This is a genomic window from Vibrio sp. 2017_1457_13 (assembly GCF_030851525.1).
In the GTDB taxonomy this organism is placed as follows: Bacteria; Pseudomonadota; Gammaproteobacteria; order Enterobacterales; family Vibrionaceae; genus Vibrio; species Vibrio metschnikovii.
Genome location: NZ_VHTA01000008.1, coordinates 1 through 13,362, shown reverse-complemented (window position 1 = coordinate 13,362; position 13,362 = coordinate 1). Strand labels below are relative to the sequence as shown.

The window sequence follows — 13,362 nt, the reverse complement described above, 5'->3', positions numbered from 1 at the left end:
GCTATGCATTCGCATAATGACAGTATGAGAGAATGATGAAAAAACTGCTGACCCTGGGTATCGCGAGTCTTCTTGTCATGACCAGTGGTGTATTATTGCTCTTCGCTCTACTGCATACTCGCTACCTGACCCCTTGCGCACAATGGTTCGTTAATCAGCTATGGCCACAAACCGTCACTTTCCATCAACTCGAGTATACTTATCCACTGCACTTTCGTTTCATCAATCCAACGCTTTATCTCTCATCCAACCCTTTTCACGCCCAACAAGTAGATATTTGGCTCAACCCCCGTTTACGAAAACAGGGGCAGTGGCAAATTGATAGCCTATTAATCGATGGAGCAAATCTCTCTTCTGGACTACCGAGTTATCAATGGCCTAAGCAGTGGGCACTGCATCAGTTAGCGATACGCAATATTGATTATGTACACCATGATTGGATCATCCGCGGCCTAAGCGGTCAAATAGAGCAACCGCAATGGCCAGCAACGACCCACTCATTACCTTACGGTAAACTGCAGTTATCTGCGGAACAGGTTTATTGGCAAGGTGAAGCGTTAAGTCAATTATTGATTGACGCCGATCATCGAGCGCAACAGAGCACCATTTACGGCTTTTCCTTTGCTTGGCGACAGGCGCTTTTTTCTGGCCAAGCGGAACAGTATCCACAAGGTTGGTCATTAGTGAATGCCACCATCAATCGCTTAAATATCACCCCAAACTCACCATTACCTCCGCTGGCTTGGCGAGAGCTTATTGAAAAGCATCTATTTCATATTAATAGCTTAGATGTTCTTAATAGCGATATTCAGCAAGGTGACCTTACCTTGCATAACGTGAGTTTTTCTCTCGAGAATCTATTACTTACCCCATCTTGGTGGCAGCAAGAAAATGGCTATCTCTCCCTTAATGCCGATAGTCTGCTCTGGCAAAATCAGCAATGGAACGAACCCACGTTTAAACTGGAATTGACCCCAAAAAAAATTACGATCACTGAATTTACCGCCGACTGGCTTGATGGGCATGTTCAATTTAATGGCTTTGTTACCCCAGATGAGCTCTATCTACATCGACTGGCCATCAGCCGAAGTCGCTGGATTCAAGAGCAAATTGGTCAGTTTTCATTACCCAGTCATGCCCTCTCTACCTTAAAAAACTTACACATTGAACAGTTGAACTTAAATAACTTACAACTGATTCAGTTAGCTGACTCCCCCCATTGGCAACTCTCTGGATTCAACGCTGCTGGGCAAGGGCTGGAATTGAAGCGTCATGGACGATGGGGATTATGGAACGGGCAACTGACTTTAAGTGCGAATAATGCCAGTATTGAACAAACACTAACCTCACAAGCGATTGTCGAGGTTAGTAGCCACAATGGCTTTGGGCATATCACTCGAGCTTTTTTCCCTCTCGAACAAGGGTATCTTGATGCGACAGCACGTTGGGATACCACAACAGCCAGTGCGCCTTGGCAACTCGAATTGCATGCCGATGGCCTACCACTGCAGCTTTTTAAGCATTGGATTCCACTGCCATTAAACGTCGATGCTTTAGCTGAGTTTACTGTTACCGCACAAGGGCTGGCGGGTGATTACCCGATGTTCAGCCACTCCTTAACTGGGCAACTTAATGGCTACTTGCGTCAAGGAATCTTTACTTATCAACATCATGATACACTGGTGGTTCAACCTTTTGAATCAGATGCCATTCAGCTAACGGCTGACCGAGGACGATTACAACTACCACCAATCTCACTATCCGGTCCTAAATTGAACGCCAAGCTTGATGGGCAGTTGGATCTATTAACCCCCGACCAAGCCAAGCTTGAACTTCATTTATGGCAAGATTGCACTGAGCATCACTTCGATCTATTACGAGAACAACAGACGACACAAGTTAACGCACCATGCCGATCAACGGCGAATCCATCGACAAGATAAGTAATCTCACTGATATGGATAGATCACCATGCTTAAACAAGGAACCATTAAGCCCGAGCGTTATCAATGATCGTCAAATAATCGGGGATGAGCATATAGGTGCCAATAAATTCTACCGCATCTTTAGTACCACTACTGATATCCACTTTGACCACAATACGTGCTTTTCTCCCTGAAGCCAGACGATCAAGATCACCGCTGATCCCATCTAATGAGGTCGATGCAACGGGATTATGTACCACGGGATGCCGATAACGAATACGGCTATCAACCAGCACAATGTCCCCTTGCAGATTACGCTCACGCATTAATAACCAAGCCATTCCCCACCCCGTCAGAGTGGCCAAAGTGAACGCCGAACCAGCGAATAACGTATTGTGAGGATTTAAATTAGGGTTAAGCTGCGCACTGCATTGAAACTGATACCCGGTATACTGTTGGACTTTAATGCCCATCTTGTCACTGATCGGAATATGTGTCGCCCAGCGTTCTTGTAACTCTGTACACCACTCTGGTTTACGCAATACATCGGCCATCGGATCTAGCGGTTTAACCATTTGCTGATGACGCACCGGGCCTCGCTCATCCGTTAAAGGTCCTCGTCGCTCAAAGCCATTTTGTGCATAAAAAGCAATCGCATCTTCGCGAGCATTACACACTAAACGCTTCGCTCCTTCCTGACGAGCTAAAGACTCAAGTGCCACTAACAACAAGGATCCCATGCCTTTATTACGCGCACTAGACTTCACCGCCATGTAGCGAATTTGCCCTTCACTGTCAGGAGTGATATAGACCCGACCAATCGCAATCGGTCGTCCTCGTCCATCGACAATCATTCGATGATGACTCATGGGATCGTATTCATCACGCTCTGAACCTAAGGGCATTCGCCACGGCTCACGCAGCATCTGCCAACGAAAATGGTAATACTTGTTGAGCTGGTTTTCCGTCTTGGGAGTGATAAGCTTAAACATTGATTCCCTTCCTAAAGCGCTATTTCGCTCAGATTAAGTCTGTAACCAAAAAGTCACTGGACCGTCGTTAATAAGTGAGACTTGCATATCCTTCGCAAAACGTCCTCTCTGCGTCGGTAAAATGGTCGCACATAGATCTGAAAAATAATCGTACAGGCGTTCCGCGTCTTGTGGTGCAGCCCCACGTGAGAAACCGGCTCGGGTGCCTTTTTTGGTATCAGCGGGCAGCGTAAACTGTGAAACGACCAAAACACTACCACCAACATCTTGCACGCTAAGGTTCATTTTACCGGCTTCATCTTCAAAAACGCGATACTGCGTGACCCGCTCAACCAAACGCTTCGCCTTAGCCTCATCATCATCACGCTCGACTCCCAGTAACACCAATAAACCGCGCTCAATTTGTCCGACGACGTCACCATCGACGCGAACCGCAGCTTCACTCACCCGTTGAATTAAAGCGATCACTTGGATCTCCTTGTGGTTTCTCTGCTAATTTATCTAATCGAGTGGTTGAGTCTACCACGTTAGGCTCGCGCTTCCATTGCTCACTTTCACCTAAAGCGGCAGTAAACTCGGCACCAATCAGTACAATCAACCAACATAAATATACCCAGACGAATAAAATCGGTATCGCTGCGAGTGCTCCATAAATCAATTGATAAGACGGAAATTGGGTAATATAAGCGGCAAAGGCTTTTTTGCTTAACTCAAACAACAGAGCGGCAACAAATGCTCCGGATAGAGCGTGAACGAGGCGAACTTTTTTATTGGGCACCAAAACATACAAACCCACAAAGGCAAAGAAGGACAATAAAAAAGGCAAACGGCTTAAAAACAGTCGAAAAGCACCGCTAAACGCTTCACTTTCCACTAATTTCAAAGACGTTACATAGGAGGTCACAGCAATGCTCGTGCCGACAAGAATCGGCCCCAAGGTCAAAATCATCCAATACATAGAAAATGAAAAGACGACTCGCCGCTTATTGCGTACTCGCCATATAAAATTCATATTTTTATCGATATTTGAGATCAGCATTAACGCGGCGATAAATAAGAAAGCCCCACCAACAGCAGTCATTTTTCCCGTATTAGCAACAAACTGCAGTAAAGCGTTACTCACCGCATCGCCGGCCGCAGGAACAAAGTGAGTGATGACAAACTCTTGGATAATTTCCCCTACATTATCAAAAATGGCAAACGAGGAAAGAATGGATAACAGCACCGTTAACATCGGCACAAGCGACAATAAAGTAATATAAGCTAAATAGCCGGCATTAATGTTGATTCGGTCATGATTCATTCGATTGAGCAAGTAACGCATAAACTGCACACTTTGCTTAAATAACGTCTCTAATGCCACAATGTGACTCCTAGTTGGTCCTGTTCGATATAATCTAGTGTACTGAAAAATTGACGCTATTACCTCTCCACCAGCACAACATCTTATGTCAGGATATCCTTAAACGCATCATCCAACGCTTCATCCCCCTTGATTAGACATCACTCTCACACCAAGCCAACTCGCGATATAAAAAAACCCTTAGCCTTTACAGGATAAGGGTTTTCACTGCCATCATGACCATTAATTAGCCACGAGAGGCACGTTTACGCTCGTTTTCGGTTAGGTGTTTCTTACGAATACGAATGCTCTTTGGCGTCACTTCAACCAATTCATCATCATCAATGAACTCAAGTGCTTGCTCAAGAGTAAATTTAATCGCAGGGGTTAGCACCTGAGCTTCATCCGTACCAGAAGCACGTACGTTAGTCAGCTGCTTGCCTTTTAGACAGTTTACGGTGAGATCGTTAGAACGATTATGAATACCAATCACTTGACCTTCGTAGACTTCGTCAGCATGCTCAGTAAATAAGCGACCACGCTCTTGCAAGTTAAACAATGCGTAAGTTAATGCCTTACCCGTTGCATTAGAAATCAGCACGCCATTGACTCGCTGACCAATATCACCACCTTTGTGAGGGCCATAATGATCAAACGTATGATAAAGCAAACCTGAACCTGACGTTAATGTCATAAACTCAGTTTGGAAACCAATCAGTCCACGAGAAGGCATCACAAAGTCTAAACGAACTCGGCCTTTACCGTCTGGCGACATATCTTTCATCTCGCCTTTACGTAGACCAATTTTCTCCATGATCCCGCCTTGATGCTCTTCCATCACGTCGATAGTCACGGTCTCAAACGGTTCCATTAACTGGCCATTTTCTTCTTTAAGAATAACTTCTGGGCGTGAAACCGCTAATTCAAAGCCTTCGCGACGCATGTTTTCGATCAAGATAGAAAGGTGTAATTCACCACGACCAGAAACACGGAATTTATCGGGATCTTCGGTTTGCTCTACACGAAGTGCCACGTTATGCACTAACTCTTTCTCAAGACGCTCAAGAATATTACGTGAAGTAACGAACTTACCTTCTTTACCGGCAAAAGGAGAAGTATTTACTTGGAAAGTCATGGTCACTGTAGGCTCATCAACGCTCAATGGTGGTAATGCTTCAACGGCATTAACATCACAAATCGTATCCGATATCTTCAGCTCACCCAATCCAGTAACCGCGACGATATCACCAGCAGTGGCCAGTTCGGTTTCCGTACGTTGTAAACCAAGGTATCCGAGTACAGTACCGACTTTACCGTTGCGTTTTTTACCATCAGCAGAAATAACCGTTACTTGTTGGTTAGCTTTTACGCTACCACGAGTCACACGGCCCACACCGATAACGCCAACGTACGAGCTATAATCAAGTTGTGAAATTTGCATCTGTAATGGACCAGAAAGATCCACTTGTGGAGGCTCCACATTATCGACGATGGCTTGGAACAATGGTTCCATGTTTTCACCAATAACACCTTCTTCTAAGGTCGCCCAACCGTTCAGTGCTGAAGCATAAACCACTTGGAAATCCAACTGTTCATCACTTGCACCTAGATTATCAAACAAGTCAAACACTTGATCCATTACCCAGTCAGGGCGAGCACCTGGACGGTCAATTTTATTGATAACGACAATCGGCTTTAAGCCATGAGCAAAAGCTTTTTGAGTCACAAAGCGTGTTTGTGGCATAGGACCATCAACAGCATCGACAATCAAGCAAACACAATCAACCATAGACATAATACGCTCAACTTCACCACCGAAGTCAGCGTGTCCAGGGGTGTCTACGATGTTAATACGGTAATCGTGCCAATTGATCGCGGTATTTTTGGCAAGAATCGTAATACCACGTTCTTTTTCAATATCGTTCGAGTCCATGACTCGCTCTTCAGCGTCACCGCGAGACTCTAAGGTACCCGACTGCTGGAGTAGTTTATCCACCAAGGTCGTTTTGCCGTGGTCAACGTGCGCGATGATCGCGATGTTTCTTAGTTTTTCAATTTGTGGAGTAGCCATGGAGTTTTGCTTCACTTATTTTACACAGATAGCTCGTTTCTACGGGAGTGCACAAACGTAGCCAAAATTTTCGTTAAAAAAATGGTCAATAATGTACCAGATTTTGGCGAAAAACCTAGAAAAATGTGATCTATCACGCTCAATATTGTCCCATTACATCCTAGTCGTCGTTCCAGCTTAATTCAAACCCGATCCCCACACAGAAATGAAGATTGACAAAGCCATGAATAATCGGCTGAATGAACAAGCTTTGTTAGCCGTAGTGAGCAACGCTACCGTATTGCACCACAAAAGTGCAATACGTGATCTTTTTGGTGCAACAATACGCACCAAACTCACCCATCAAAACACAAGCAATTGATTTTATGGACAATAAAAACTGGCACGATTATCGCTTAGATAAATACAGTACGGATTAAGCTTGATGAAAAAACATTAATCTGTGCTGATTTCATTTTGATTCGAGCCCAAACCGCTTTATTTAACACTGGAGGTTATCCAAGATGTCAGTAGAAAACGTACTATCGCTGATCCAAGAAAACGAAGTTAAGTTTGTTGACTTACGCTTTACCGATACAAAAGGTAAAGAGCAACATATCTCTATTCCTGCTCACCAAATCGACGCAGACTTCTTCGAAGAAGGTAAGATGTTCGATGGTTCATCAGTTGCTGGCTGGAAAGGAATCAATGAATCTGACATGGTGATGATGCCTGACGCATCCAGTGCCGTGCTTGACCCATTTACCGATGATGTCACTCTCAATATTCGTTGTGACATTCTTGAACCAGCCACGATGCAAGGCTACGACCGTGACCCACGCTCTATTGCTAAGCGTGCCGAAGATTATATGCGTTCAACCGGTATCGCAGATACCGTTCTTGTCGGCCCAGAGCCAGAATTTTTCCTCTTTGATGACGTAAAATATACCAACAACATGTCTGGTGCGTCATTCAAGATTGACGATATCGAAGCGGCTTGGAATACAGGTGCAGAAATTGAAGGTGGTAACAAAGGTCACCGTCCAGGCGTAAAAGGCGGTTACTTCCCTGTTGCTCCAGTCGATTCATCACAAAACATCCGCTCTGCGATGTGCTTGATCATGGAAGAAATGGGCTTAGTCGTTGAAGCACATCACCATGAAGTGGCCACCGCAGGTCAAAACGAAATCGCGACTCGATTTAACACGTTGACCACAAAAGCAGACGAGATCCAAATTTACAAATACGTTGTACATAACGTTGCTCATGCGTTTGGCAAAACCGCGACCTTTATGCCTAAACCTCTCGTTGGTGATAATGGGTCAGGTATGCACGTACACCAATCACTAGCAAAAGATGGCGTCAATTTATTTGCGGGTGACAAATACGGCGGTCTCTCTGATCTTGCCCTGTATTATATTGGCGGTATTATCAAACACGCCCGTGCTATTAACGCTTTCGCTAACCCATCAACTAACTCGTACAAACGTCTTGTTCCAGGGTTTGAAGCACCAGTTATGCTTGCTTATTCAGCGCGTAACCGCTCTGCATCGATCCGTATCCCTGTCGTGCCAAGCCCGAAAGCGCGTCGTATCGAAGCTCGCTTCCCAGACCCAGCAGCAAACCCATACCTTGCGTTCGCTGCACTGCTAATGGCAGGCCTTGATGGTATCAAAAATAAAATTCATCCTGGTGAAGCAATGGATAAAGATTTGTACGACTTACCAGCAGAAGAAGCCGCTGAGATTCCCAAAGTCGCCGAATCTTTAGAAGTCGCGCTAAAAGCACTTGACGAAGATCGTGAGTTCCTGACCGTAGGTGGCGTGTTCTCTGATGATTTCATTAACTCTTATATTGCTCTGAAATCAAAAGATGTTGAGCGTGTCAACATGGCCGTTCATCCACTTGAGTTTGAACTTTATTATTCGGTGTAATCAGCACCTAATGTAAATCTCAGCTTATTTTGCAACGTAATTCTAGGCTCGCCTCGCAGGCGGGCCTTTTGTTTATTTGGCTTTCTTTCTATTCACTTTAACATCGTCATCGTCTAACCAAACAGGAGCATAACCGTCAAACCTAATACCTAATTCGGTGCTCACTAGCTCCATTGCACCATTTCTGAGCAAATAAGCCGTAAAATATGAGGTAAAAAATGAATCCGATATTTATCGTGTGTTTACTGATCTACAGCGTGCTGTTGCCAATCACCTGTCATGCACAAACGGCGTACGTTTGGGAAGATGAACACGGGATTGTTCATTTTAGTGATTTTGCTCAGAGCCCACATGCTCAATTAATTACCTTATCAGTCGACGATCATCTTGCTCCCGAGCCTCAATTTAGTGAAGCAATACCAATCGATGACCCCCTACCAAGTAAAACCTCTCAACCTAGCCGCTCCGAGTTGCCAGCCTTAGCACTACAGATAATCTCGCCACTTGATCAACAAACGATTCGTGATAACCAAGGACGAATTAAAGTTGTCGTTGAGTTAAGTCACCCTTTGACAACCCATCAGCACCTACAACTGATGCTTAATAACCAAGCCTATGGTGCGCCTAATACGCAAAATTATTGGGAGTTAAAAAATATCGATCGAGGTGAACATCGTTTGATGATTCAAGCAATTGAAAACGGCAAGGTTATTGCATCAACTAAGTCAGTAACGGTTTATTTACATCGAGCTGCGCGGCATTAATCGGTCATTGTATGATCTCATACTGAGTGAACAAACCATAGCAAGCTGATATCTCATGCTTTATCAATGCAAAAGGGTGACAACACCTCGTCAGCCAATGCCGCGATAACTGGCAGCCATGAGAAATGAAGACTCTCGCTCTTATTTAAGCTTTTGCTTTTTATTCCGTTGCGCCATACTGAACTATCGGCCGCACCAAACTGGTGCAATGTATCAATGGGTAATAGGATGCCGCTGTGAATCTAGACCGAAGTGAAGCGATATTAAATAATCTCGTCACCGCAACGTTGTTACTCGATGAGAACTTATCTGTTCGTTATGCTAACCCTGCGGCGGAGCAACTCTTCTCGCAAAGTGCTAAACGTATTCTTCATCAATCATTGTCTGCACTCGTACAACATGCCTCGCTTGATCTCGCTTTATTAACTCAACCATTACAAAGCGGACAAAGTATTACCGACAGTGACGTCACGTTTGTAGTGGATGGCAAACCACTGATGCTAGAAGTCACGGTAAGCCCTTTCTCATGGCAAAAAGAGCTCATGCTATTGGTTGAAATGAGGAAGATTGGTCAACAGCGACGTTTAACACAAGAACTCAACCAACATGCTCAGCAACAAGCAGCAAAGTTATTGGTGCGAAGTTTGGCCCATGAAATTAAAAATCCGTTAGGAGGATTACGCGGCGCAGCGCAACTACTCGAGAGAATGCTTCCTAATCGTGAACTAACTGAATATACGCAAATCATTATTGAACAAGCCGATCGTTTAAGAACGCTAGTCGACAGGCTACTTGGCCCCCAAAAACCTGGAAAAAAAACGCATGAGAATTTACATGTTATTCTAGAAAAAGTAAGGCAATTGATTGAATTGGAAACAACCCACTCAATCACCATTGAAAGAGATTATGATCCGAGTCTACCTGAGCTATTGATGGATACCGATCAAATTGAACAAGCACTATTAAATATTGTTAGTAACGCTGCGCAAATTCTCGCTCACCAACCTTATGGAATGATTACGCTGCGTACCAGAACCGTGCATCAAGCCAATATTCACGGTCATCGTCATAAATTGGCCGCTAAAATTGAAATCATCGACAATGGTCCTGGCATCCCTCTTGAATTACAAGATACCTTATTTTATCCCATGGTGAGTGGCCGAGAAGGAGGAACAGGACTAGGACTGTCCATCTCACAAAACCTCATTGATCAACACAATGGAAAAATTGACGTTGAAAGCTGGCCAGGGCGTACCGCATTTACCATTTATTTACCCATTTAACCTGACCAGGATCCGGTCGAATAAAAAGGAGAACAAACATGAGCAAAGGATACGTCTGGGTGGTTGATGATGATAGCTCAATCCGCTGGGTTCTCGAAAAAACCTTAGCCGCAGCCAATATAAAATGTGAAACTTTTTCTGATGCAGAAAGTGTCCTAATGGCGTTAGAAAGAGAAACACCAGATGCACTGATCTCTGATATTCGAATGCCTGGCATGGATGGTATTGAGCTACTTAACCAAGTCCATTCTCGTACGCCTGAATTACCGATCATTATTATGACGGCTCATTCTGATTTAGATGCAGCCGTGAATGCGTATCAGAAAGGCGCTTTTGAATATCTCGCCAAACCTTTTGACGTCGATGAAGCCGTTACCTTAGTCGAACGAGCGATGGCACACGGACAAGAGCAGCGCACGACTCAAGTACAGCACACAATCTCAACCTATAGATCACCTGAAATTATTGGCGAAGCACCGGCGATGCAAGAGGTGTTTCGAGCGATTGGCCGACTTTCCCGTTCCTCCATCTCGGTACTGATTAATGGAGAGTCAGGAACAGGTAAAGAATTGGTCGCTCATGCTTTACATCGTCATAGTCCTAGAGCACAAAAACCATTTATCGCCCTTAATATGGCTGCCATTCCGAAGGACTTGATTGAATCCGAACTGTTTGGACACGAAAAAGGGGCTTTCACTGGAGCAAATAGTGTTCGTCAAGGGCGCTTTGAACAGGCCAACGGGGGAACTCTCTTCCTTGACGAAATTGGTGATATGCCACTTGATATACAAACACGATTATTACGAGTCCTTTCTGACGGACAATTTTATCGCGTTGGTGGACACCTAGCTTTAAAAGTTGATGTTCGCATTGTGGCTGCAACCCATCAACACTTAGAAAAATTAGTTCAACAAGGAAAATTTCGTGAAGACTTATTTCATCGCCTTAATGTGATCCGAATTCACATTCCGGCTTTACGTGAACGGCGACAAGATATTGAAAAACTGACTAAACATTTTTTAGCATTAGCAGCAAAAGAGCTCAGTGTAGAAATGAAAACATTGCATCCTAAGAGTGTTGAAATTCTTAATCGCTTGGATTGGCCAGGTAATGTAAGGCAACTAGAAAATATGTGCCGATGGCTGACAGTAATGGCCAGCGGCAGTGAAGTTTTGCCAAGCGACTTTCCGCCAGAGCTACTCCAACAACGTAAAGCAGTAGAAACAACAACGGATATACATTGGCAAGCTCAGCTTGAGGTCTGGGCAAGATCCGCATTAGCGGCTGGTGAAACCGATCTTTTAACCCATGCTCAACCAGAATTTGAACGTATCCTATTAGAGGTAGCGCTCGATCATACTCACGGCCATAAACAAGAGGCAGCTAAAGTATTAGGCTGGGGACGCAACACCTTAACGCGTAAATTAAAAGAGCTTTACTCGTAAGCTATCAACACTTTCAGTAAACAATAACAAAATAAAGATGAATTGTGCAGATTCCCAAGCTCGTCTTACTGACAGACATGCGTTTGGTTTTTATACTTGATTGACAATATGACTTGGAAAAATGCCATGATAACCAAAAACTTCCCTCTTACCGATTTACATCGCCATTTAGATGGCAACATACGCACTCAAACCATTCTTGACCTAGGTCGTAAGTTTAATATCGCACTGCCTGCCAATACGGTAGAAGGCTTAACACCTTATGTACAAATCGTTGAAGCAGAGCCTTCGTTAGTCGCTTTCCTATCCAAATTGGACTGGGGAGTTGCGGTACTAGGTGATTTAGAGGCATGCCGTAGAGTCGCCTATGAGAATGTAGAAGATGCTTTACGTGCTCAGATTGATTATACCGAATTACGATTTTCACCTTACTACATGGCCATGAAACATAATCTTCCTATTGCTGGTGTCGTTGAAGCCGTCGTGGATGGTGTACAAGCTGGGGTTCGCGACTTCGGGATTCAAGCTAATCTGATTGGTATTATGAGCCGAACTTTCGGAACCGATGCATGCCAGAAAGAATTAGAGGCGATTCTTAGCCAAAAAGATCATATTGTCGCAGTCGATCTTGCTGGTGATGAATTAGGACAACCTGGAGAGCGCTTTGTCCAACATTTTAAACAAGTTAAAGATGCAGGGTTACATGTCACAGTACACGCTGGAGAAGCCGCTGGTCCTGAAAGTATGTGGCAGGCGATTAAAGAATTAGGGGCTACACGTATTGGCCATGGCGTCAAAGCGATTAACGATCCCAAGCTGATGGATTATCTGGCAAAACATCATATTGGTATTGAATCTTGTCTAACATCTAATATTCAAACCAGTACGGTTGAAAGCTTAGAGAAACACCCAATTAAACTCTTTTTAAATCACGGTATCTTGGCTTGCCTTAACACAGATGACCCTGCTGTAGAAGGTATAGAACTTCCTCACGAATATCTGATCGCGGCGCCTAAAGCGGGCCTTAGTAACGAACAGATTTATCAGGCACAGAAGAATGGTGTAACACTTGCCTTCTTATCTGAAAGTGAAAAACAGACGTTAATAAACAAAGTCGCCGCACGCCACTAGGCCAATATAAAAAAGGCCAATAATATAAAAAATAAAAAAGATCGAAACATTCGATCTTTTTTATTGAAATTTAATCAGGTGCGTAACGCAAAAAAGCCGCTAATAAATTAGCGGCTTTTCAAATAGTGGCGGAGAGATAGGGATTTGAACCCTAGGATAGCTATTAACCATCGCCGGTTTTCAAGACCGGTGCTTTCAACCACTCAGCCATCTCTCCACAATTTTTAATCCACAAGAAAATAATATTTGCTCATGGTCGGCCGCTTATTAAGCGGCAAAATTAAAGCCTGGCGATGTTCTACTCTCACATGGGGAGACCCCACACTACCATCGACGCTGTTTCGTTTCACTTCTGAGTTCGGCATGGAATCAGGTGGGTCCAAAACGCTATGGTCGCCAAGCAAATTTGGTTAATTCGGAAAGCTGTTTTTCATTCTCTACACATTCAATGCACTTCTTTGAGTCCACCAAAACCCCTTGGGTGTTGTATGGTTAA

Annotated in this window: 10 protein-coding genes, 1 tRNA gene and 1 rRNA gene; 6 read left to right on the top strand and 6 right to left on the bottom strand. The window is 44.2% G+C overall.

Annotated elements, in window-relative coordinates:
• Positions 1-32 precede the first annotated feature (32 nt).
• Complete coding sequence (locus FKN88_RS12215) at positions 33-1,943, top strand: AsmA family protein (protein WP_233268187.1); 1,911 nt, start codon at positions 33-35, stop codon at positions 1,941-1,943.
• Positions 1,944-1,990: 47 nt separating this feature from the next.
• Here FKN88_RS12215 and FKN88_RS12210 read toward each other — a convergent pair whose 3' ends face one another.
• The 4 genes from FKN88_RS12210 to typA form a co-directional block, all read right to left on the bottom strand.
• Positions 1,991-2,917, bottom strand: coding sequence for a bifunctional GNAT family N-acetyltransferase/hotdog fold thioesterase (locus FKN88_RS12210; RefSeq protein ID WP_004394369.1), 927 nt, complete (start codon positions 2,915-2,917; stop codon positions 1,991-1,993).
• 33 nt (positions 2,918-2,950) lie between these two features.
• A complete protein-coding gene (gene dtd / locus FKN88_RS12205) occupies positions 2,951-3,385 on the bottom strand; it encodes a D-aminoacyl-tRNA deacylase (protein ID WP_154169886.1) in 435 nt (144 codons plus the stop codon).
• The gene (locus FKN88_RS12200) at positions 3,357-4,241 is read right to left on the bottom strand and encodes a virulence factor BrkB family protein (protein WP_233268215.1); all 885 of its coding nucleotides are present in this window, start codon (positions 4,239-4,241) and stop codon (positions 3,357-3,359) included. Before FKN88_RS12200 ends, dtd begins: the two co-directional genes overlap by 29 nt.
• Positions 4,242-4,506: 265 nt before the next feature.
• The gene (typA, locus tag FKN88_RS12195) at positions 4,507-6,330 is read right to left on the bottom strand and encodes a translational GTPase TypA (RefSeq protein ID WP_004394366.1); all 1,824 of its coding nucleotides are present in this window, start codon (positions 6,328-6,330) and stop codon (positions 4,507-4,509) included.
• A 503-nt stretch (positions 6,331-6,833) separates the two neighbouring features.
• Here typA and glnA point away from each other — a divergent pair.
• From glnA to add, 5 genes are all read left to right on the top strand, one after another.
• The gene (glnA, locus tag FKN88_RS12190; RefSeq protein ID WP_154169882.1) at positions 6,834-8,243 is read left to right on the top strand and encodes a glutamate--ammonia ligase; all 1,410 of its coding nucleotides are present in this window, start codon (positions 6,834-6,836) and stop codon (positions 8,241-8,243) included.
• Positions 8,244-8,461: 218 nt separating this feature from the next.
• The gene (locus FKN88_RS12185) at positions 8,462-9,007 is read left to right on the top strand and encodes a DUF4124 domain-containing protein (protein WP_170905292.1); all 546 of its coding nucleotides are present in this window, start codon (positions 8,462-8,464) and stop codon (positions 9,005-9,007) included.
• Between the two features lie 236 nt (positions 9,008-9,243).
• A complete protein-coding gene (gene glnL, locus FKN88_RS12180; RefSeq protein WP_004394361.1) occupies positions 9,244-10,290 on the top strand; it encodes a nitrogen regulation protein NR(II) in 1,047 nt (348 codons plus the stop codon).
• 38 nt (positions 10,291-10,328) lie between these two features.
• Positions 10,329-11,735 (top strand): nitrogen regulation protein NR(I), encoded by a 1,407-nt coding sequence (glnG, locus tag FKN88_RS12175; RefSeq protein ID WP_004394360.1) that lies wholly within the window; start codon positions 10,329-10,331, stop codon positions 11,733-11,735.
• Between the two features lie 126 nt (positions 11,736-11,861).
• The gene (gene add / locus FKN88_RS12170; protein WP_154169878.1) at positions 11,862-12,866 is read left to right on the top strand and encodes an adenosine deaminase; all 1,005 of its coding nucleotides are present in this window, start codon (positions 11,862-11,864) and stop codon (positions 12,864-12,866) included.
• Between the two features lie 126 nt (positions 12,867-12,992).
• Here the strand turns inward: add and FKN88_RS12165 are convergent.
• Both FKN88_RS12165 and rrf read right to left on the bottom strand, forming a co-directional pair.
• A tRNA-Ser gene (locus tag FKN88_RS12165) sits at positions 12,993-13,083 on the bottom strand.
• Positions 13,084-13,151: 68 nt separating this feature from the next.
• A 5S ribosomal RNA gene (gene rrf / locus FKN88_RS12160) occupies positions 13,152-13,267 on the bottom strand.
• Positions 13,268-13,362 lie beyond the last annotated feature (95 nt).